Below are 19,278 nucleotides of genomic sequence, written 5' to 3' on the forward strand. Positions count from 1 at the left end.
CCGCATATGCTGCGTATCCTATTGTAAAATGTCGCACAAAGAGGATGGCATGTTCGACGAAACCCGAGGCGTACGCAAGAAAATCGCAGTAGTAGGTGCAGGTATCTCAGGTCTGTCGGCCGCTTACTATCTTTCCGAAGCCAACGACGTCACCGTTTATGAGGCCGAACCCCGGCTGGGTGGTCACGCCCGCACGGTGATGGCGGGCAAGAACGGCGATCAGCCCGTTGATACCGGATTCATCGTCTTCAACTATGTCACCTACCCTTATCTGACGCGCCTGTTTGATGAGTTGAACGTACCGGTCATCAAGTCCGAAATGAGTTTTGGTGCCACCATCGACAACGGCCGTATCGAATACGGCCTGAACAATCTACGCACCCTGACGGCGCAGAAGCGCAATCTTGCGCGTCCGGCTTATTATAAGATGATCGCCGACATCTTGCGTTTTGGTAAAGAAGCCCCCGAGGCCGCGCAGGATGACGACACAACGATCGGAGAACTGGTTGATCAGCTGCGTCTGGGCCATTGGTTCCGCCATAATTACCTGATGCCGATGTGCGGTGCGATCTGGTCTACGCCAGTGGAGTTTGTGGATCAGTTCCCGGCACGCTCGCTGGTGCAGTTCTTCCGCAATCACGCCCTGTTGGCCAGCGGTCGCGCCAATCAGCATCAGTGGTACACGGTCAAAGGTGGCAGTATCGAATATGTCCGTCGCATTGATGCCGCTCTGCGCGCGCGGGGCAGCGAAATTCGTCTGGCCTCGCCCGTCGATCGCATTCAGCGGGATGAAACCGGTGTGACCGTTCACAGCCAGGGGCAGGCCGATTTGTACGACGAGATCATCCTCGCCACACATTCCGACCAGTCGCTTGCCATTCTGGGTGAGGCGGCAACGGATGCGGAAAAGGCCGCGTTAGGGTCTATTCGTTACCAACCCAACACCGCCATCCTACATTGCGACCCAAGCCAGATGCCGCGCAGGCGTGCCTGCTGGTCCAGCTGGACCTATCGCTCGCAAGCCGGGAATGTGGGGGTCACCTATTGGATGAACCGTTTGCAGAACATTCCGGACAGCGACCCGCTGTTTGTGACGTTGAATGCATCATCAGAAATTCCCGCGGATAAAATCTATGACCAGGTCGAGTTTGCCCATCCGGTCTTCGACAAGGCAGCCCTGAAAGCACAGGGGCAAATCCGCGAGATGCAGGGACAGAACCGAACGTGGTTTGCCGGAGCCTACAACCGGCATGGTTTTCACGAAGACGGGATTGCCAGCGCGATGCACGTTGTCGAGCGCTTGAACGGCATCCCGCAAACACTCGGAGCTGAAAATGGCATTCTTGCAAAAGATCCGGCCATCCCTGCCTCGGCCGAAGTATAAATTCCTTCGCCCAGCGTTGCTGTCCCTCTGCCTGCTGACCCCCGGTGGCTTGGCGGCGTCATCCGGCCTGAACGAACTCGACAACCCACAACTGCGCGGCACCGCGACCTTTCGTTATCTCGGGCTACCGTTGTATGACGCGCAGCTGTTCACACCGGGCGGTTCTGCGTTCAGTTGGAACCAGGACTTTGGGTTGCAGTTGCAATACCGCCGCAACGTGAGCCAAAAGGCGTTGGTCAACTCGACATTGGATGAGATGCAGCGCATTGGCCGCGCGGCACCTGTACGCGATCAGCTCCAAGTCTGCTTCAAAGCGGTCAAAAAGGGAGATCGCTATCTGGCGGTGTCCGAGGGACCAAACAAAGTTTCGTTCTGGCTGAACGGGCGCAAGACCTGCACAATGTCCTATCCGGGGATCAAGCGCAGCTTCATGTCCGTATTCCTGGGGGAGAACACCCGCTCCGCCGCCTTTACGCAAAGGCTGCGAGGGCAGTGATGCTGTACCCGCGGGTCAGCCTTTATGCGTTGATGCTGGCTGCGGCGGGTATCCCGCTTTACATCCATCTGCCACGTTTTGCCGCCGTGAATCTCGGCATCGGCTTGGGAGTGATCGGCACCGTTCTGCTGGTGATCCGCATTGTCGATCTGGTGCAGGACCCGCTGATCGGATGGGCCATCGACCGCTGGCCGCGGGCACAGGTGCTGTTCGCTGCGGCGGCTGCGATTGGGCTGGCTATTGGGTTTCCTTTGTTGTTTGGCCTGCCCCAAGGTGTGAGTATCGCCTTGTTAGTATCTGTTTTGGTGCTGTTATTCTCGGCCTATAGCCTCGGAACAATTCTGCTCTATGGCCGCAGTGCAACGCTGGCTAAACAGGCTGACGCCAAAGAACTAATGACGCTGGCCGCGTGGCGCGAAGGTGGGCAACTGACCGGAGTGATCCTTGCCGCCAGCGCTCCCGCCTTATTCGTGGCATTCGGGGCGAGCGCGCAAGGGTATCCTGCCTTTGGGTTGTTTATGGGTCTGCTGGCCGTCCTGACACTGCTGCTGACCTTCCCGATCTGGCGTCGTACCCCGATCACTGGTCAGGGGTTATCTTTCGCCGGGCTGGGTCAGGCTGGTGCGTTGCGCCTTCTGTTTTTGGCGTTGGTCAACAGCCTGCCGGTGGCCATCACCTCTACGCTGTTTCTGTTCTTTGTCGAGGACCGCCTGCAACTGCCCGGAAAGGCCGGGCCGCTGCTGATCCTGTTCTTCCTCAGCGCCGGGGCAAGCGTGCCACTCTGGGCCAAGCTCAGCAACCGGATTGGCCCAAAACAGACCCTGATGATCGCCATGCCGCTGTCGATCGCGGGTTTTATTGGGGCTGCCACATTGTCAGCCGGAAATCTGACCGGATTCGCAATGATCTGCCTGACCTCGGGCGCTGCTTTAGGGGCGGATATGGTCGTGCTGCCTGCCATGTTCTCAGTGGTGCTGACGCGGGCGGGGCTGAATGCCTCGGCTGCCTTCGGCATCTGGTCTTTCGCGGGCAAGCTGGGGCTCGCACTTGCCGCCTTTTTCACTCTGCCGCTGCTGGAACGTAGCGGGTTCACTCCGGGGCAGACAAACTCGGCCGAGGCGTTGCGTACACTCAACTTCGCCTATGCCTTGCTGCCCTGCATCCTGAAACTCGGCGCGTTCGGGCTGGTCCTAACGCTGCCAACGGAGGTCTCAGCCAAATGACTGTCATCGCCATCCTTCTGCTCGCCATCCTTATCCTGATCGTCGCCCAGCGCCGGTTCCTGAGTTTTCGGTCGCAGGCGCCAACGGACTACGCAGCCACCGGGCCTGCGTTCAAAATGAAGGAGAACCTGAACGGAGAAATCCTATCCGAAGGGCTGATCTATGGGCCCAATGGCAAGATGTCGAACAGCTTTGTCGCTCGTATGGTCGGCCATTGGGACGGCAATACCGGTACTCTGTCCGAGTATTTTACCTATTCCAACGGTAAGAAGATGAACCGCAAATGGTATCTGACGCTGGGCACCGGCAATACGTTTACAGCCACGGCGGACGACATCGTGGGCGAGGGTCACGGCACCATTTCCGGTTCCACCGTCAAGCTGACCTACCGGATCATCCTGCCCGCGGATGCGGGCGGACACACTCTGGACGTCACCGATTGGATGTACCTGACTGAAAACGGCGTGATCATGAATCGCTCCGAGATGCGCAAATATGGCCTCAAAGTCGCCGAACTGGTCGCCACAATGCGCCCTGCGCCCGAGGCGAAGCCGGCCCATGTCAGCGGATCAAACGGTTACGACGCGACGGCCGAAAAAAGGACGTTGCAATGATCACCCGCCGGTTTCTGATCTCGGCCCTCGCCATTCTCGGACTTGCCACGCTGGCGGCTTGTTCGGCCAAACCGCGCGTTCCCAAGTCCTTTCTGTCTGACCGGCAACTAAACCTTGAGGAGTTTTTTGAAGGCAAAACCGTCGCCTATGGTCAGTTTCAGGATGTGTTGGGCAATGTGCCCCGCCGGTTCACCGTCGAGATTGACGGTACATGGGATGGTAAAACCCTGACGCTGGTCGAGGATTTCGTCTATGACGACGGAGCTACCGAACAACGCATCTGGACCTTGACCAAAACCGGCGAGGATACATGGACCGGCACCGCTCCGGGCGTGTTAGGCACCGCCAGCGGAGTTGAACGCGGCGATACATTCAACTGGAAGTACAAGATCGACCTGCCCGTGAAAGACGGCACCATGCGGGTGAATTTCGATGATTGGATGTGGCTGCTGAGTGACGACCGGCTGCTGAACCGCGCCTACGTCTCTCGCTATGGCGTGCGGCTGGGTGAGGTCATTCTGTTCTTCGAAAAGCACTAGGGCAAACCGTCCGCATCCAAACCTTCAGTTACTGGTATAAAAGAAGGACAGCTTTCGGCTGACGCCTCCAGGTGGTTTTGGGAAGGGTGAGGCCGCGCGGACTTGCGCCTTGGCTGCGCGCTCGACTTCGGACGTACCACTGCTGTCCACAACGTCAACCCAGGCCAATGTGCCGTCCGCGTTGATCTCGAAAAAGACCTTCGCAAAGCCCCGTGCGGACGTGTAGACAATCGGTGCGCGGTTCAGGTGAACCAGAACCCGCCCGGCATAGTTGGTTCTGTCCGAGTTTCCGGGCCCACGCCCGCCCGATCGCGCGCCGCTATCGCCCGAGGTGAATGAATCAACGCCGCGACGCTGATAAGTGGTGAGAGGCGACTCGATTTCGCGTGTTGGAAACTGCAGATCGCTGAAATCCCGTGCCCCGCGTAACGTACCCACAGATTCAGGTTGCGACCGACGATCCGGCAGGCGTGGACGAATCGAAGAGGTCAGCGCCTGCTCCGGCTCCTCGCTGTTTTCTTCCGCGTCGGGCACTGGCTCAGCCGGGGTGGCGGGGATATCGGCCTCGATCGCCTCGCTTTCAGAAGGCACGACCGGCACAATCGACGGAACGGAGTTTTCCGCTGGTTCGGGCAAAGCGGCAATCTGCTCAGCTTCGGTGGGCTCGGGTGCAGCCGGTGTTTCCTCCGCCGGTTCTGTGGCTTCGGGGCTGCCCTCGGGCGTTTCGGCAACCTCAGACTCCTCGACCGGCGGGGCCTCTTCCACCTCATCGCTGGCGGATTTGTCGCCATCCGTCGTGTCCTGTGTTTCCCGAGCCTCTGTTTCGACCGGTTCAGGGGCCACTGGCTGCAGGATTTCGGACGTGCCGGTATCGGGGGCATAAGTCTGCTGCGGATTGTCCGAAGCTACATGCACCTCACTGATTGGAATCTCCTCCGGTTCTGGCGCGGGTTCCAATGGTTCCTCCACCGGGGGTTCCGGAGCTTGGGGCGGCTCAGCTTCTACCGGTTCGGCGACGGACTCCACAAGATCCTCGAAACTGTTGCTCAGCTCGACGGAGTCCCCCCGACCTGCGTTATCCGGCTGCTGAGCCAGTCTGGGCGCGGTCAGGCTTAACCCCATCAGGTGCAGCAGCAAGGACAGCAGCGCCGCAAGGACAGCGATCACGACCGAACCCCGGATCATTCCAGCGCCTTCTCGGTCACGACAAACACCGATGCCGCGCCAAGCCGGCGCAGCTCGCCGGTGACCTCAATCAGTCGTGCGCCCGAGGCTTCACGATCCGGAACGATCCGCACTGGCCCGGGGTCGCGCCCGGCCATATAGGCTTCCGGCTCCACAGGTGTACCGCGAAAGCTGAGTGTACCATCCCGGTGCAACACCAGCGCGTCTGGCGGCTCACGGCCTTCCAGCTCGGACGTGTCGACCAGATTCAGATCGGGATCCAGCGGAGTGGCCACCGTACCTGCGATCAGAAAGAAGATCAGCATCAGGAACACGACGTTGATCAGCGCAATGGTCGAGTCGCGTTTGCGGCGGGGGCGGCTATGGCGGATCATTCCAGCACCAACACGCTCAGACCTTCACGCCCGCGCAATAAAACCAGAAGGTCCACCAAACGCTGCGCTGTTGTGTCAGTATCGAGGCTGACCAACACTTGCCCGATGGTCACCTGCGCCGTCAATTCATCCAGCGTGACAGGCGTGCCGTTCAGATCTAACCGATCTTCGCCCAATTGGACAAAGGCACGGTCTTGCGGCGCGTCCGTCGAGGCCCCTCCGGTCGTGGCGTTACTCAGCTCGATTTCGCCGTATTTCGAAAAGGTCGAGGTCAGCATAAAGAACAGCAACAGCAGAAAGATCACGTCGATGAGCGGTGTCATCGCCATGGGCCGTCTGACAAAGGGTGCGAGGTTACGCATGTCCGGGCGTGGCCGCCATGGGTTGGGCATCTTCGGCCAGCGGGATCGCCTGCCCCGGCACCAAAACCGTGCGCAGCGCCTTGTCTGCAAACACCCGTTCGCGTGCGGTGCGGCTTTCGAACCAAGACAGCACCATGGAGGTCGGCATTGCCACCGCCAAGCCCACAGCCGTGGTCACCAGCGCCACCCAGATACCGCCCGCCAGCAGCGACGGATCAACCGAAGAACCCGCAGATTGCAGGCTGCGGAACGCCTCGATCATGCCCAAAACAGTGCCGAACAACCCTAACAGAGGGGCCAACTGGGCCACTGTATCGAGCAGGCGAAAACCGCGCTCAAGACCGGCCAACGCCAGCCCTGCTTCAGCGTCCAGCCGCTGATCCAAACCGGGTGCATCCGGGGCGTCCATCGCTACACCGACCAGCGGTGCAAGATAGCTGTGGCTTTTGGCCAGACGCGCGCGGGCGGTCTGTTCGTCACCAGCGTCCCAGGCCTCCAATGCCTGTGACAGCACCCGATGCCGCCCTACGCCCGAGGCCGCGAATTGCCAGAGCTTGTAAAGCGTGACCGCCAGCGTCACCACGGACATGGCGATCAGGATGGCGACCACCGGCCCGCCAAGGGCCAGGATTTCACGCAGGGCGTCAAGAAAACTCATCCCAAAAGCTCCACTTCTGTTCGGCTGTTCAAGGTCGGTGTCTCATCACATAGGTCGCTGTCGGTGCCGCCGACTGTGCAATTGCTCACACCGTTGATCAGAACACGCCCAATGTTTTCGCAGGTGGTATCGCGGATATCAAACTGACGCACCCGTGGACGTTTTGCCGGCAGATCTCGAAACCCGAAAAGCGTGACGCGTTCGAAGACACCTGCGGCATCGAAAATCACCACTTGATAGCTGGCAGAGTCGATTGACGTTGCGGTTTCATTTTCGACCAGAAATGTTAGGCGGCAAGCCCCTTCCATCTCTTCCACTGCGTTTAACTCGACCATCAGGCCCGGCGCTTCTTCTTCGGTTTGGGCCTGTGCCATTAGTGGCAGCGCGCAAACGATTGCGGCAAGGGCCGAACGGTGAAACTTCATAGACACGCTCCCGATTGTTCAGCGCAGGCAGGGCTTTGGCGGCGCTGTTCCTGTCATATCCAAGACCGTCGGGGCACGAAAGGTTAGCCGACATTTTAGTGATAAAGGGTGATTCACGACGCCTTCAACCCCACCTCAGCCAGTCGTCCGGGTAAGGGACCCGTTCCTAAAGCAGATCTGCCCGGTTTTCTTGAACCTTCACGCAGATCAAGATGCGTTGCAATTGGTTGAACTTGATCCTTAGTTTCGGCGCAGATCGCGTTTTTAGGGCTTTCGAAATCCTGCAGCAAAGGCGGTGCCGTTACGTTCCGTCGAAAAGATCGCACCCAGGATTATTCGGGTTGCCCCACCAGTGATGTTTTCCGCCTGCCACATCACGGCTGACCCGCCCCACCGGTTTTGCGATCACCTGCCGCCCGGATGCGGTCAGCCGGGCTTTGCGTCCATTCCAACCCATCAGTTTGCACCTCCAACGTCTCAACGCTTTCAGTGTCCAGTCGGAAGGTTGCGCGCATCGGCATAAAACCATCGACGACCATCATGCTTTGTTCCGATGGGTCGACGACCAGCTTTCCGGTCAAACGTACGGGTTCGTGGTAATAGCTGGGTGCCCAGTCACCGTTCAGCCGCACCCGTATCATCTGATTGGGCGGCGGCGGAGGAAGGTGACTGCACATACCGCGCTGAGGCACCAAATAGGCTATGGAGCGCCCGTCCGCATCGGGCGGGGCCGGAATGGCAAAACCCGCCAATGTCACTGTTTGATTGTCGAATTCAGGGTTTCCCGCTGTACCGGCGCGTTCGCGGCGTTGGGCCACGACATGTCGCTGCTCCAGCAACCAGTCGACATCGATTCCGTCTCCTTCCAAAGCGCCTTCTGTCTCAATCAGAAGTTCTTGCCACTTAAGACGTTCTTCGACACTGCCCATATCTTGCTGCAGCCTGCCCCGCAGACGCACAACGAAAAGCACATCGTCAAACTGTTCCGGACTGAGATCGCGATACGGATCTTCGAATACCTGCGCAGACGGGTCGGGCAAGTCGGACCACTCTAGTGCAGCCCCCGGGGCTGCAATTGCGGATGGACCGCACAGGACCAGCGCTAGAATCGTCGCAAAGTGAAACCAATATCGCATGATCGGACTCTAACGCTCTGCCGGGTTCATTCCAGTGGGATTTTGTCGAAACCGTCCTTCGCAGAACAGCCCACTACTTCAGGACTGACCGGTCAACAAAAGGAACAAAAAAATTCATATTGACGCAATGGGCGATCTCGGGCAGTCAATCTGGTGATGGTTCCCCGAATTGGGGATGAAAAGGGAATACGGTGAGGTCTGCCAACTGGCACCAACTCCGTAACTGCCCCCGCAACTGTAAGCGGTGAGCAATGCCAAAACACCACTGGCCGCAAGGCTGGGAAGGTCGGCAAAGCGATGACCCGCAAGTCAGGAGACCTGCCATCTCGAATTCAACCAACCCGGGGCGGGGCGTCCTGGAAGGAGGCAAAGTGACGAAAGCGTTACGTTATTACATTTCAAAAACCTCGCCTCGGCAATAGACGGAGCGGGTAATGGCAAACAATCCCGAACACTTCCTGCTGATTTGCGAAACCTGCAAAGGTTCGGACGCGGCGCGTTCAATCCAAAAGGCACTGACAGATCGACTGCCCTGTGGCTACTCCGTACATTCGGTGTCGTGCATGGCAGGTTGTGACCGGCCCATAACCGTCGGCTTTCAGGCTGTCGGCAAGGCACAATACTTGTTTGGGGATATCCAAACCTCGCAAGATGTCGACGCTCTTGCCGATTTCGCGCGGCAATTCCACGCCAGTGGGGACGGCTGGACAAATGCCACAGACCGTCCGCGTGCTTTGTTCAACAAGACCCTGGCCCGCATGCCAAGGCTGAACGTGGAGGAGTGCTCATGACGAACCCTGCGTTTCTGGTTGCGCGCGACCTCGAATACTACGCGCTCAACGGTGATGTCCTGTTGCAAGGTGCCTCTTTCGAACTGGACAGGGGCGCGATCCTGGCCATTGCTGGGCCGAACGGGGCCGGGAAAACAACACTTCTGAACCTGCTCTGCGGCGCGGCCGAACTGGTTCTGGGCGATGTTCTGGTAAACGGGCGCAGCTTGAAACAGATGTCCGCATCCGAGCGCGCCCGCATGATCGCCGTTGTCAGCCAGCAGGAATTCCCGGACGGTCGTCTGCTGCTGCGGGATTATGTTGCCCTGGGTCAGATTCCGATCCGGTCCGACCGATCTGCCGACGCCCACGCGGCCGAGCTGGATCGGATACTGGACCTGACCGGGCTGACCGCACTGGCAGGCAAACGGATGGCCCTGCTGTCCGGCGGTGAGCGTCAGAGGGCGCACATCGCCCGAGCTCTGGCACAGAGCCCGTCGCTTCTATTCTTGGATGAACCCACCAATCATCTGGACCCGGATGCCAAGGGGCGGATGCTGTCGCTGGTGGCCGAGCTTGGCATCACCGTGGTCATGATCGTGCACGACCTCGTCATGATACCCGAATTCGCCACCCATGTGGCGCTGATGAAATCCACACGTCTGACCAGCTTCGGCCCTGTGGCCGAGGTGCTGACACCCGCGCATGTACGCGACACGTTCGGCGTTGATTACCTGTGTTTCCAGCACGAAGGCCGGGTGATCCCGGCGCTGGATATCCGAAGAACTCCCGTCTCAAACTAAAGTTAAGGAAACTCCCCCAATGAAACAAATCTGGTCTGCGGCCCTGATCACCGCCGTGGCAGGCGGCGCCTTTGCGCATGAGGTGACGGTCGACAATTGCGGCGCGCCGCTGGTTTTTGAGACCCAACCCGAACGGCTGGTCGTGCATGACATGAACATGACCGACATGGCCTTTGCGCTGGGTCTGCAGGACAAGATCGTCGGCCTGACCGGCATCACCGGCTGGTACAAAACCAGTCCGGAATTCGACACCCTGCGCGGTGACATCCCCGAGCTTGCGCCGAAATACCCGACCGTTGAAAACCTTGTCGCGGTTGAACCCGACCTGTTCTTTGCCGGTTGGTATTATGGCATGAAGCCCGGTGGCGACGTCACGCCCGACACGCTGGAGCCTTTTGGCATCAAGACCATGATCCTGACGGAAAGCTGCGTGCATCTGGACAAGGATCGCCCCGAGGCCAGCATGGATCTGCTGTTCGACGACGTGCTGCGTCTGGGCAAAGTGATGCGTGTCGAAGACAAGGCCGAAGAACTGGTCGGTAGCTGGAAAGAGGAACTGGCAGCCATCGAAGCGCAAACCGCCGAACTGTCGAAACCCCGTGTGTTCCTGCTGGATGGCCCGGCCGATGCACCCTTTACCGCGGGCAAATTCGCTATCCCCGACGCGATGATCGCAGCTGCAGGTGGAGAGAACGTTACCCATGATATGGAAACCAGCTGGGGCCGCACTTCGTGGGAGGCCGTCGCTGCCGCAAACCCGGAGTTTCTTGTGCTGCTGGACTATCAAACCGGCAATGGCGCGGAGGATACGTTCAAGTTCCTGCAGGAACATCCGGTGATGTCTGAGACAGACGCCGTGAAAAACGAGCGCTGGATCGGCCTGCGGTACGAGGAACTGACCCCCGGACCGGCAAATATCGAGGCGATCTCGAAAATGGCCCAAGCCATACATCCAGGCATCAACTGATATGGGCCGATTAGGCCTGGTTCTGATATTGGGGGCGGTCATTCTGGCCGCCCTCTTGCTGATTTCGACCGTCTACGGCACCACACCCATCCCCGCGCGGGATGCGTTTGATGCCGTGTTGCTGGGCACCGGTCTGGCTGACGGTGACATGTCCGCGCTGCACCGGATCGTGTTCGATCTACGTTTGCCCCGTGCTCTGTTCGCGGCCGTCATTGGCGCCGGGCTTGGCCTTGTCGGAGTTGTCCTGCAGACCACCACCCGCAACGATCTGGCCGACCCCTTCCTGTTCGGCCTGTCCTCCGGCGCGGCGGCCGGAGCGGTTTTCGTCATAACCGTGACCGGCGATATTCTGGGTTTCTGGACTTTGCCACTGGCGGCGTTCTGCGGTGGCCTTGTGGCGTCCGGTATCGTGCTGGCGCTGGTGCATGCCTTGCGCACAAGCGCGCCTGAAAAACTAATTCTGGCCGGTCTGGCGGTGTCGTTCCTGTTCTCGGCCATCACCAACTATCTGATTTTCGCTGGCGACAGCCGTGCCGCTCATTCGGTGATCTTCTGGATGCTGGGCGGGTTGGGTTTGGCCCGGTGGGAAACCTTCCCACTGGTCTGCGTCGGCCTGCTGCTGATCCTGTCTTATTCGCTGTATCGCAGCCGCTGGCTGGACGCTCTGCTGACCGGGGATCTGACCGCCTCAACGCTGGGCGTGCCTGTGCAAGGGCTGCGGTTCAGCATGTTCTTCGTTGCGGCTCTTGCGACCGCAGTCTTCGTCTCGGTCGCCGGGGTGATCGGCTTTGTCGGCCTGATGGTGCCTCATATTGCCCGAGGCATCGCCGGGCCGCTGCACAGCCGACTGTTGCCAACTGCCGCAATTGTCGGCGCAGCGCTTCTGACGGGCTCGGACATAATCAGCAGGCTTCTGCTGGCACCGCAGGAGTTGCCGGTGGGAATCGTAACAACTTCGATTGGCTCGGTCTTTGTGTTTTTGCTGCTGTTCAGAACAGCGAAGGCCCGGCACTAGCTCCGACTTCATCGCAGTTCAGTCCTGCGTCGCGGAATCCACTCACGACCACTATTTGTCTGTGACTCTACGGAGATCAAAGGACGCAAAACGCAAATCGTCATAAAGGTCCTAGTCGTTGACCGAAAGCATTGAAAAGTATGAAATTTTCAAATGCGCACTGCCTGAGGGCGTCAGGGACATCGCTGTCACATGAAACACAAGAACCAATTACCTGCGTTGTCACTGACGGAGTTTGGCCCGGTCGATGGTTCAAATTCGACCGGGCCTGTCGTTCAAGTTAAAGGCACTCTGCCAGTGTCTTTGCCATATTGCGGATAACTTGTGGGTAGAGCGCCACTCCGGGTTCCAGATCAGACCCAAGCGGATCGATCACGCCGGTATTGGCTTCGGTTCCATCCAGAACAGTAGCGACAATCCCGGAGTCGAACTGCGGTTCTGCCAGCACGCAATCGACGCCTTCTTCGCGAATACGGCCCTGAATTTCAGCGATGCGCGCAGGGCTCGGGTCAACTGCATCACCGACAGAAATCGCGCCCGAGGCCGGGAAATCGAATGCATCCTCGAAGTATTGGTAGGCATCGTGGAACACGACGAAGCTGCCGCCACGGACAGGCTCCAGGGTTTCAGCCACTTCCGCAGACAGCGCAGCCATTTCTTCGCGCGCAGCAGCCGCGTTTGCAAAATACGCGCCCGCGTTGTCAGGGTCAGCCGCCGACAGTTGCGCCGCGATCAGGTTCAACCAGGTTTCCGCATTTGCCGGAGACAGCCAGGCATGAGGGTCATGTTCGCCATGTGCGTGACCTTCATGGTCGTCGTGCCCGTCGTGGTCGGCATGATCTTCGTGGTCATGATCGTCATTGTCAGCATGGTCAGCATGGTCCTCGTGATCATCATCCTTGGCGTGATCATCGTGGTCATGCTCGTCTTCATGCGCATGCTCTTCCTCATGACCGTGGTCATCATGGTCCTTGTCTTCAGCATGCTCATCATGATCGTGTTCATCGTGACCATGTTCGTCTTCGTGTTCATGCTCACCGTCTTCGGCATGCTCGTCGCCATGGTCGTGGTCGTCATGGTCATCGTGGTCGGCGTGATCTTCGTGATCCTCATGATCATGCGCTTCGAACAAAGCGCTTTCACGGAAATCCAAAAGAACGGTGCCGTCCGATTCAAGCAAGCTCGTAACGGTTGCGCCATCTGCCAGGGTTCCAACCGCGTCTTCCAGCCAAGGCGTCAGATCTTCACCGATCCAGAACACCAGATCCGCCTCTTGCAGTGCAGAGGCCTCCGAGGGGCGCAGGTTATATTCATGGGGCGACGCGCCAGGCGGGATAATAAGGTCAGGCGTTCCAACACCTTCCATAACGCGGGCCACCAACGAATGAACTGGCGCGATATCGACCGCAACGTTAGGTACTTCAGCCATGGCCGTTCCGCCCATAAGCGCAGCCGAGATAGATAGTGGGAGAAGCTTTCTGGACATCAGACCCTCTGTGTGATTTTATAACATTATGAGCCGCATACATGATATGGAATAACATGACAAGTGACGCGCACCCCATACCGTTGGACGATTCAGCCCCGGTCGGGTTTCAGAAACATGACCACGAGCATTGCGTCGAGACCGCGCTGGCCACGGCGGAAGCGCGCTGCAAAGAAGAAGGGCTGCGTCTGACCCCGGTTCGCCGCAAGGTTCTGGAGATGCTGCTGCAAGAGCATCGCGCGCTTGGGGCTTATGCCATTCTTGATCGTTTGCGTGACGAAGGGTTTGGGTCCCAACCTCCGGTCGCTTATCGCGCCCTCGACTTCCTTGTCCAAAACGGCTTCGTGCATAAAATCGAGCGTTTAAATGCATTCGTCGCCTGTTCGCATCCCGGTGCGGCGCATTCCCCGGCTTTTATGATCTGTAGAAAATGCGATGCCGTGGCCGAAGCGCAATCAGCCCCGGCCAAGGGTGTTCTGGGTGCGGCTGCGCGTGCAGCGGGTTTCGAGATTGAGCGAACGGTTGTAGAAGCCGAGGGCCTCTGCCCGGACTGCACCGAAAAGGCGTAGCGATGACTCTGATCACCGTTGAGAATCTCAGCGTCCGCTATGGCGCAAATACCGTTTTGCGTCATGTGGATATGGCAATCGAGCCCGGTGAGATCGTCACCATTGTCGGCCCAAACGGGTCGGGCAAAACCAGCCTGTTGCGCGCCATAATCGGGGCGACCAAGCCGTCTGTTGGAAATGTCTCTCTCAAGCCCGGCCTGAAACTGGGCTACGTCCCGCAAAAACTGCATATCGATCCGACACTGCCGATTTCAGTCGAACGGTTCATGCGTCTGACCAACCCCGTTTCGCGCAAACAATGCATGGAAGCACTTGAATCGGCCGGTGTGCCAGACCTGTTGAAACGCCAAATGTCGCAGCTATCGGGCGGGCAGTTCCAAAGGGTTTTGTTAGCACGGGCGCTGATCAACCGCCCTGACGTTCTGCTTTTGGATGAAGCGACCCAAGGCCTAGACCAACCGGGGTCAGCCGCCTTTTATCGTCAGATCGAAGATGTGCGGCGTGACACCGGCTGCGCCATTCTGATGATCAGCCACGAATTGCATGTGGTCATGAGCGCGTCTGACCGGGTGATCTGCCTCAACGGCCACGTGTGCTGCGAAGGCTCCCCCGCCGTTGTCGCCTCGGCCCCGGAATACCGGGCGCTGTTCGGGACGGGTACGGGCGGTGCGCTGGCGCTTTATCGCCATGATCATGATCACGATCACGACAACTGTGACCACTCTCAGGAAGCCGCAGAATAATGCTTGATGATTTTATGACCCGCGCCACGCTAGCGGGTGTCGGCGTGGCCTTTGCCGCAGCCCCCCTTGGGTGTTTCGTCGTTTGGCGCCGGATGGCGTATTTCGGGGATGCAACGGCGCATGCGGCAATCCTTGGTGTCGCCCTTTCACTGACCTTTCAAATGTCGGTCTTCACCGGGGCGCTGGCCGTTGCGTTGATCATGGCGTTGACCGTCACCTTGTTGGCCGGTCGGGGGTATGCGATGGACACCTTGCTGGGTGTGCTGGCACATTCCGCGCTTGCTTTTGGCCTTGTTGCGGTATCGTTCCTGTCTGGCGTTCGTATTGACCTGATGGCGTATCTGTTTGGCGATATTCTCGCGGTGTCACGCTCGGATCTGCTGGTGATCTGGGGTGGTGCTGCGCTGGTCGTGGCACTGATCGCGTGGCGTTGGTCACAACTGTTGACCGCGACTCTGAATGAGGAACTGGCCTATGCCAGTGGCTATGACCCTAAGCGCGAGCAATTGATCCTGACGCTTTCTCTTGCGGTGACCGTGGCGGTGGCGATCAAGGTCGTAGGAGTTCTGCTGATCGCCGCAATGCTGATCATACCGGCGGCGGCAGCCCGCAGCTTGGCAAAATCGCCTGAAACGATGGCTTTGATCGCAGCGGCAATCGGTGCGTTCTCCGCAGTCGCCGGATTACGGGCGGCCTACGTCTTCGATACGCCCGCGGGCCCGTCAATTGTCTGTGTGGCGGCTGTCGTATTCGCGTGCTTCAGCCTCATCGGATGGCAGACACGCAGCAGAACCTAGATCGCTTCGGCCCATCGTTGTGCTGCGGGTTCGGAAATGCCCAAAAGGTCAATCGCGCGGGCCGCAATCTGGTCAACGATATCCGACACGCCCTGTGGCTTCAGATAGAATGCCGGGACCGGCGGCAAAACAATCGCACCCATCTCGGTCACGGTCGTCATGTTTCGAAGATGCACCAATGTCAGCGGCGCCTCGCGGGTCAGGAGGACCAGACGCCTGCGTTCCTTGAGCTGAACACCGGCGGTGCGGGTCAGCAGGTTGTCATCAAAACCATGTGCAATTGCTGCCAAGGAGCGCATCGAACAGGGCGCGACGATCATCCCGGAGACCGGGACTGATCCCGACGCAATACTGGCACCGATGTTATCGATAGAATGGTGGCGGGTGGCCAATCCCCTGAGGGTATCAAACGCATCGCCCCCGCATTCTTCAAGCAGCGTGCGTCTTGCCGCGTCGCTGGTGACAAGGTCAATCTCGACGTCCAGATCTGACAACTGCCGCGCCACCGACATGCCGAGTGCTGCGCCCGAGGCTCCAGCTACGCCCAAAATCACACGGTGTTGGCTCATGACACCCCCCTGTCATCAGTCGCGAAACAAGATTGGCTGCGAATTCCGCGTCCTTGTCCGCTGTTTTCATCACGGTTCCCCAGTCCCGGGTGGTTTCGCTTTCGATCTTGCTTGTGGCGTCGATGCCCATTTTGCCGGACAACCCCGGTTGCGGAGAGGCGAAATCGAGATAGTCCATCGGTGTATTTTCCAGCGTCATCACATCGCGCACCGGGTCCATGCGCGTGGCAAGTGCCCAAGCGATGTCATCCCAGTTCGCCGGGTCGATATCGTCATCCACCACCACGATCATCTTGGTATAGCTGAATTGCGGCAGCATCCCCCACAATGCCATCATCACCCGCCGCGCCTGACCGGGATAGCGTTTGTCGATGCTGACAACGGCCATGCGGTACGAACAAGCGGCGGGCGGCAGCCACAGATCACGAACCTCGGGAATCTGGGCGCGAATGGTGGGCAGCGCGAGACGGTTGAAAACCTCGCCAATGATCGCGGGCTCATCTGGCGGGCGACCGGTATAGGTGGATAGGTACAGCGGATCTTGCCGATGGGTCACGGCTGTCACCTGCATCACCGGGAAAGGCTCGGCCCGGTTGTAATATCCGGTGTGATCGCCGAACGGCCCCTCGGGCGCGGTTTCGGTGGGCGATACCCAGCCCTCAAGGATAATCTCGGCCTCGGCGGGAACCATCAAGGGCACCGACTTGGCGGCCACCATGCGAGGGCGGGCCCCGTTGAGCGCGCCTGCAAAGGTCAGTTCCGATACGGTCTCGGGCAGCGGCAGCGCGGCAGACAACAGCGTGGCCGGGTCCGCCCCCAAGACAATGGCGACGGGGGTCTTTTGGTCGTGTCTCACCCAGCTCCGGTGATGGGCTGCGCCACCGCGATGGGGCAGCCATCGCATGATCAGCTTGTCCCGGTCCAACACCTGTGCGCGGTAGATGCCCGCATTGTAGGACGTGACATTCCCCGCCTCGGACCCGTGCGACCGGGTGATAACAACCGGCCAGGTCACAAGCGGCGCCGCGTCGCCCGGCCAATGGGTCTGCACCGGGATCGAGGCCAGATCAATATCCGCCCCTTCCAGCACCACTTGCTGGCTGGATGCGGACTTAGTTATTTTGGGCCGCGTCGCCAAGGCGGCCTTCAACATCGGCCAGCGCGACAGGGCATCACGTAGCCCACCCGGAGGTGTCGGGGTTTTGAGAGCCGCAAGAAAGGCGCCCATCTCATCCAATTCGTCCGGTTTTATCCCAAGCCCTGCACACACGCGTTCTGTTGTCCCGAACAGATTTGCGACAACCGGTATTTTTGAAACGGTTCCATCTTCGCTTACCGGGCTATCGAACCGCAGCACCGGGCCAGCCCGTTCCAGTACAATACGGTGGACCGCTGTCATCTGGTGGCGAACCGAGACGGGCTCGGACACCGCCAGCAACTGATTGGTATCCCCGCACCAGTCAAGAAAACTGCGCAGGCTGGGGAAGGAGGGCAAAGATCGCACGGAAGATCCTGTTCAAGAAAGCCCGACCTGCCTATCAGCGAAGTTCCACAACAAAATTGACAATCGTCAACTTGGGAAAGCGCGCAAACACTTATGAGTTCCGGCAAGAGACATGTCGACCGTGCCAAAGGAGCTCTGCTTGCCCCAATCGCCCGCTATGATTCCGCGCTTTCCGCAGGTGGCCACCTATCCGTTGCGCGTTTTGCCCTTCGCCCCATTGTCGGCAATCCTGACTGCCTTTTCCCGCAAGATCGCCCAAAAACACCCGGGCATGTTCCGCAGGCTGGGTGAACATGATCATACCCGGTTCGTCCTTGATCCGACCGACTTGCCGTTTGTGATCTGTCTTGAACCAAACGGCGGCAACCCGCGGGTGACGGTCACGCGCGGCCGCCGCGACGGTGCTGCACGGATCGCCGGCCCGCTGGCCGCCCTGCTGGGTCTGGTTCACGGTGCTTACGACGGGGACGCGCTGTTCTTTTCCCGCGATCTGGTGATCGAAGGCGATACGGCCGCAGCGCTGGCCCTGCGCAATGCTGTCGATGATGCCGAGCTGGACTTCGCGCAGGAACTTTCGGACCTGTCAGGCCCCCTGGCGCAATCCATGCAGAGGGTTCTTGCACTGATCGAGCGAAGAACCGGCGTTAACCTGAGCAGACCTGAAGAGGCAGACCTATGGTAATGGAAATTGTCTGCCCTGCCGGTACCCCCGCCGCGTTACGTGCGGCGGTAAAAGCGGGCGCGCACACGGTTTACTGCGGCTTTGCCGATGAAACCAATGCGCGAAACTTTCCCGGCCTGAACTTCGACCGCGCGGAAATGCGCGAGGGCGTCGCCTTTGCCCACCAACATGGCGCTAAGGTTCTGGTCGCCATCAACACCTTTCCGCGCGCCGGGCACGAGGCGATCTGGCACCGTGCCGTGGCGGATGCGGAAAACTGCGACGCTGATGCAGTGATCCTGGCCGATGCCGGCCTTCTGGCCCACACCGCGCGCCACCATCCCGGACTGCGCCGTCACCTTTCGGTCCAGGCCGCCGCTGCCAATGCGGATGTCATCAACTATTATGCCGAGACCTTTGGTGTGAAACGTGTGGTGCTGCCGCGCGTGCTTTCGGTGCCCGAGATTGCCGCGATCAACGCCGAAACCGAGGTTGAAACCGAGGTGTTCGTCTTTGGCGGCCTGTGCGTGATGGCCGAGGGCCGCTGTTCGCTGTCGTCCTATGCCACCGGCAAATCGCCCAACATGAACGGCGTCTGCTCGCCAGCAAGCCATGTGGAATATCATGAGGAAAACGGCGTGCTGGATGCGCGGCTAGGCGGCTACATCATTCACCGCGTCAACAAAGGCGAAGCCGCCCCTTATCCAACCCTGTGCAAAGGCTGCTTCAGCGCTGGTGAGAAAACCGGTCACCTGTTCGAAGATCCGGTCAGCCTGAACGCCGAGAAACTGATCCCACAACTGCAAAAGGCAGGCGTCACCGCACTCAAGATCGAAGGCCGCCAGCGGTCGCGTTCCTACGTGGCGCAGGTGGTGCGCAACTTCCGCGCCGCCGTGGATGCGTTGGACGCGGGCCGCCCTCTGCCCGAGGGCATGTTGGCCCGCCTGTCCGAGGGTCAGGCCATGACCACCGGCGCCTACAAAAAAACCTGGAGATAA

At 59.3% G+C, this 19,278-nt stretch carries 23 protein-coding genes and 1 riboswitch; of the genes, 14 read left to right on the plus strand and 9 right to left on the minus strand.

Features of this window, described 5'->3' with window-relative positions; all coding sequences use genetic code 11:
* Positions 1-49: 49 nt before the first annotated feature.
* Genes GOW98_RS03835 through GOW98_RS03855 form a run of 5 tightly spaced genes read left to right on the plus strand, consistent with a single transcriptional unit; the run spans position 50 to position 4,256 of the window.
* Complete coding sequence (locus GOW98_RS03835; RefSeq protein WP_170329856.1) at positions 50-1,384, plus strand: NAD(P)/FAD-dependent oxidoreductase; 1,335 nt, start codon at positions 50-52, stop codon at positions 1,382-1,384.
* Entirely contained in the window at positions 1,335-1,880 is a 546-nt protein-coding gene (locus GOW98_RS03840) for a hypothetical protein (RefSeq protein WP_170329743.1), read from the plus strand. Before GOW98_RS03835 ends, GOW98_RS03840 begins: the two co-directional genes overlap by 50 nt.
* On the plus strand, positions 1,880-3,103 hold the full coding sequence (locus GOW98_RS03845; RefSeq protein WP_170329744.1) for an MFS transporter: 1,224 nt from the start codon (positions 1,880-1,882) through the stop codon (positions 3,101-3,103). The genes GOW98_RS03840 and GOW98_RS03845 overlap by 1 nt, the downstream gene beginning before the upstream one ends.
* A complete protein-coding gene (locus tag GOW98_RS03850) occupies positions 3,100-3,717 on the plus strand; it encodes a DUF3833 domain-containing protein (protein ID WP_170329745.1) in 618 nt (205 codons plus the stop codon). The genes GOW98_RS03845 and GOW98_RS03850 overlap by 4 nt, the downstream gene beginning before the upstream one ends.
* Positions 3,714-4,256, plus strand: a complete 543-nt coding sequence (locus GOW98_RS03855) for a DUF3833 domain-containing protein (protein ID WP_170329746.1) — start codon at positions 3,714-3,716, stop codon at positions 4,254-4,256. The genes GOW98_RS03850 and GOW98_RS03855 overlap by 4 nt, the downstream gene beginning before the upstream one ends.
* 24 nt (positions 4,257-4,280) lie before the next feature.
* On the opposite strand, the gene GOW98_RS03860 is transcribed toward GOW98_RS03855, so the two are convergent.
* From GOW98_RS03860 to GOW98_RS03885, 6 genes are all read right to left on the minus strand, one after another.
* Positions 4,281-5,441: an energy transducer TonB family protein gene (locus GOW98_RS03860; RefSeq protein WP_170329747.1), complete on the minus strand. Its 1,161-nt coding sequence runs from the start codon at positions 5,439-5,441 to the stop codon at positions 4,281-4,283.
* On the minus strand, positions 5,438-5,815 hold the full coding sequence (locus GOW98_RS03865; protein WP_170329748.1) for an ExbD/TolR family protein: 378 nt from the start codon (positions 5,813-5,815) through the stop codon (positions 5,438-5,440). Before GOW98_RS03865 ends, GOW98_RS03860 begins: the two co-directional genes overlap by 4 nt.
* Entirely contained in the window at positions 5,812-6,177 is a 366-nt protein-coding gene (locus GOW98_RS03870; protein ID WP_254437888.1) for a biopolymer transporter ExbD, read from the minus strand. Before GOW98_RS03870 ends, GOW98_RS03865 begins: the two co-directional genes overlap by 4 nt.
* Positions 6,170-6,835: a MotA/TolQ/ExbB proton channel family protein gene (locus GOW98_RS03875; RefSeq protein ID WP_170329749.1), complete on the minus strand. Its 666-nt coding sequence runs from the start codon at positions 6,833-6,835 to the stop codon at positions 6,170-6,172. The genes GOW98_RS03870 and GOW98_RS03875 overlap by 8 nt, the downstream gene beginning before the upstream one ends.
* A complete protein-coding gene (locus GOW98_RS03880; RefSeq protein WP_170329750.1) occupies positions 6,832-7,260 on the minus strand; it encodes a hypothetical protein in 429 nt (142 codons plus the stop codon). The genes GOW98_RS03875 and GOW98_RS03880 overlap by 4 nt, the downstream gene beginning before the upstream one ends.
* 374 nt (positions 7,261-7,634) lie before the next feature.
* Positions 7,635-8,396, minus strand: a complete 762-nt coding sequence (locus tag GOW98_RS03885) for a DUF3299 domain-containing protein (protein ID WP_170329751.1) — start codon at positions 8,394-8,396, stop codon at positions 7,635-7,637.
* 140 nt (positions 8,397-8,536) lie between these two features.
* A riboswitch (cobalamin riboswitch) is annotated at positions 8,537-8,736 on the plus strand.
* Between the two features lie 94 nt (positions 8,737-8,830).
* Here GOW98_RS03885 and GOW98_RS03890 point away from each other — a divergent pair.
* The 4 genes from GOW98_RS03890 to GOW98_RS03905 are packed head-to-tail and all read left to right on the plus strand — an operon-like array spanning position 8,831 to position 11,951.
* Positions 8,831-9,187: a DUF1636 family protein gene (locus GOW98_RS03890; protein WP_170329752.1), complete on the plus strand. Its 357-nt coding sequence runs from the start codon at positions 8,831-8,833 to the stop codon at positions 9,185-9,187.
* The gene (locus GOW98_RS03895; protein WP_170329753.1) at positions 9,184-9,969 is read left to right on the plus strand and encodes an ABC transporter ATP-binding protein; all 786 of its coding nucleotides are present in this window, start codon (positions 9,184-9,186) and stop codon (positions 9,967-9,969) included. The genes GOW98_RS03890 and GOW98_RS03895 overlap by 4 nt, the downstream gene beginning before the upstream one ends.
* Positions 9,970-9,988: 19 nt before the next feature.
* Positions 9,989-10,936 (plus strand): ABC transporter substrate-binding protein, encoded by a 948-nt coding sequence (locus GOW98_RS03900; protein ID WP_170329754.1) that lies wholly within the window; start codon positions 9,989-9,991, stop codon positions 10,934-10,936.
* A 1-nt stretch (position 10,937) separates the two neighbouring features.
* Complete coding sequence (locus tag GOW98_RS03905) at positions 10,938-11,951, plus strand: FecCD family ABC transporter permease (RefSeq protein WP_170329755.1); 1,014 nt, start codon at positions 10,938-10,940, stop codon at positions 11,949-11,951.
* 280 nt (positions 11,952-12,231) lie between these two features.
* Here GOW98_RS03905 and GOW98_RS03910 read toward each other — a convergent pair whose 3' ends face one another.
* Complete coding sequence (locus tag GOW98_RS03910) at positions 12,232-13,437, minus strand: zinc ABC transporter substrate-binding protein (RefSeq protein WP_170329756.1); 1,206 nt, start codon at positions 13,435-13,437, stop codon at positions 12,232-12,234.
* Between the two features lie 56 nt (positions 13,438-13,493).
* Here GOW98_RS03910 and GOW98_RS03915 point away from each other — a divergent pair, with 56 nt between their 5' ends.
* The 3 genes from GOW98_RS03915 to GOW98_RS03925 are packed head-to-tail and all read left to right on the plus strand — an operon-like array spanning position 13,494 to position 15,546.
* Positions 13,494-14,006: a Fur family transcriptional regulator gene (locus tag GOW98_RS03915; RefSeq protein ID WP_170329757.1), complete on the plus strand. Its 513-nt coding sequence runs from the start codon at positions 13,494-13,496 to the stop codon at positions 14,004-14,006.
* Positions 14,007-14,008: 2 nt separating this feature from the next.
* A complete protein-coding gene (locus GOW98_RS03920) occupies positions 14,009-14,749 on the plus strand; it encodes a metal ABC transporter ATP-binding protein (protein WP_170329758.1) in 741 nt (246 codons plus the stop codon).
* Entirely contained in the window at positions 14,749-15,546 is a 798-nt protein-coding gene (locus tag GOW98_RS03925) for an iron chelate uptake ABC transporter family permease subunit (protein WP_170329759.1), read from the plus strand. The genes GOW98_RS03920 and GOW98_RS03925 overlap by 1 nt, the downstream gene beginning before the upstream one ends.
* Here GOW98_RS03925 and GOW98_RS03930 read toward each other — a convergent pair.
* On the minus strand, positions 15,543-16,115 hold the full coding sequence (locus tag GOW98_RS03930; protein WP_170329760.1) for a UbiX family flavin prenyltransferase: 573 nt from the start codon (positions 16,113-16,115) through the stop codon (positions 15,543-15,545). The two genes, GOW98_RS03925 and GOW98_RS03930, sit on opposite strands and share 4 nt — an antisense overlap.
* Positions 16,015-17,619, minus strand: coding sequence for a UbiD family decarboxylase (locus GOW98_RS03935; protein ID WP_170329761.1), 1,605 nt, complete (start codon positions 17,617-17,619; stop codon positions 16,015-16,017). Before GOW98_RS03935 ends, GOW98_RS03930 begins: the two co-directional genes overlap by 101 nt.
* A gap of 157 nt (positions 17,620-17,776) precedes the next feature.
* Between GOW98_RS03935 and ubiT the strand changes: the two genes are divergently transcribed.
* Positions 17,777-18,301, plus strand: coding sequence for a ubiquinone anaerobic biosynthesis accessory factor UbiT (ubiT, locus tag GOW98_RS03940; RefSeq protein ID WP_170329762.1), 525 nt, complete (start codon positions 17,777-17,779; stop codon positions 18,299-18,301).
* Positions 18,301-19,278, plus strand: coding sequence for a ubiquinone anaerobic biosynthesis protein UbiU (gene ubiU, locus GOW98_RS03945; RefSeq protein ID WP_170329858.1), 978 nt, complete (start codon positions 18,301-18,303; stop codon positions 19,276-19,278). The genes ubiT and ubiU overlap by 1 nt, the downstream gene beginning before the upstream one ends.

Source organism: Ruegeria arenilitoris (assembly GCF_013032445.1).
Taxonomy (GTDB): Bacteria; Pseudomonadota; Alphaproteobacteria; order Rhodobacterales; family Rhodobacteraceae; genus Ruegeria; species Ruegeria arenilitoris_F.

Excerpts from the sequence above, each read along its gene's own strand:
- GOW98_RS03835 (WP_170329856.1), top strand. The coding sequence starts at position 50 with ATGTTCGACGAAACCCGAGGCGTACGCAAGAAAATCGCAGTAGTAGGT.
- GOW98_RS03840 (WP_170329743.1), top strand. The coding sequence starts at position 1,335 with ATGGCATTCTTGCAAAAGATCCGGCCATCCCTGCCTCGGCCGAAGTAT.
- GOW98_RS03845 (WP_170329744.1), top strand. The coding sequence starts at position 1,880 with ATGCTGTACCCGCGGGTCAGCCTTTATGCGTTGATGCTGGCTGCGGCG.
- GOW98_RS03850 (WP_170329745.1), top strand. The coding sequence starts at position 3,100 with ATGACTGTCATCGCCATCCTTCTGCTCGCCATCCTTATCCTGATCGTC.
- GOW98_RS03855 (WP_170329746.1), top strand. The coding sequence starts at position 3,714 with ATGATCACCCGCCGGTTTCTGATCTCGGCCCTCGCCATTCTCGGACTT.
- GOW98_RS03860 (WP_170329747.1), bottom strand. The coding sequence starts at position 5,441 with ATGATCCGGGGTTCGGTCGTGATCGCTGTCCTTGCGGCGCTGCTGTCC.
- GOW98_RS03865 (WP_170329748.1), bottom strand. The coding sequence starts at position 5,815 with ATGATCCGCCATAGCCGCCCCCGCCGCAAACGCGACTCGACCATTGCG.
- GOW98_RS03870 (WP_254437888.1), bottom strand. The coding sequence starts at position 6,177 with ATGCGTAACCTCGCACCCTTTGTCAGACGGCCCATGGCGATGACACCG.
- GOW98_RS03875 (WP_170329749.1), bottom strand. The coding sequence starts at position 6,835 with ATGAGTTTTCTTGACGCCCTGCGTGAAATCCTGGCCCTTGGCGGGCCG.
- GOW98_RS03880 (WP_170329750.1), bottom strand. The coding sequence starts at position 7,260 with ATGAAGTTTCACCGTTCGGCCCTTGCCGCAATCGTTTGCGCGCTGCCA.
- GOW98_RS03885 (WP_170329751.1), bottom strand. The coding sequence starts at position 8,396 with ATGCGATATTGGTTTCACTTTGCGACGATTCTAGCGCTGGTCCTGTGC.
- GOW98_RS03890 (WP_170329752.1), top strand. The coding sequence starts at position 8,831 with ATGGCAAACAATCCCGAACACTTCCTGCTGATTTGCGAAACCTGCAAA.
- GOW98_RS03895 (WP_170329753.1), top strand. The coding sequence starts at position 9,184 with ATGACGAACCCTGCGTTTCTGGTTGCGCGCGACCTCGAATACTACGCG.
- GOW98_RS03900 (WP_170329754.1), top strand. The coding sequence starts at position 9,989 with ATGAAACAAATCTGGTCTGCGGCCCTGATCACCGCCGTGGCAGGCGGC.
- GOW98_RS03905 (WP_170329755.1), top strand. The coding sequence starts at position 10,938 with ATGGGCCGATTAGGCCTGGTTCTGATATTGGGGGCGGTCATTCTGGCC.
- GOW98_RS03910 (WP_170329756.1), bottom strand. The coding sequence starts at position 13,437 with ATGTCCAGAAAGCTTCTCCCACTATCTATCTCGGCTGCGCTTATGGGC.
- GOW98_RS03915 (WP_170329757.1), top strand. The coding sequence starts at position 13,494 with ATGACAAGTGACGCGCACCCCATACCGTTGGACGATTCAGCCCCGGTC.
- GOW98_RS03920 (WP_170329758.1), top strand. The coding sequence starts at position 14,009 with ATGACTCTGATCACCGTTGAGAATCTCAGCGTCCGCTATGGCGCAAAT.
- GOW98_RS03925 (WP_170329759.1), top strand. The coding sequence starts at position 14,749 with ATGCTTGATGATTTTATGACCCGCGCCACGCTAGCGGGTGTCGGCGTG.
- GOW98_RS03930 (WP_170329760.1), bottom strand. The coding sequence starts at position 16,115 with ATGAGCCAACACCGTGTGATTTTGGGCGTAGCTGGAGCCTCGGGCGCA.
- ubiT (WP_170329762.1), top strand. The coding sequence starts at position 17,777 with ATGATTCCGCGCTTTCCGCAGGTGGCCACCTATCCGTTGCGCGTTTTG.
- ubiU (WP_170329858.1), top strand. The coding sequence starts at position 18,301 with ATGGAAATTGTCTGCCCTGCCGGTACCCCCGCCGCGTTACGTGCGGCG.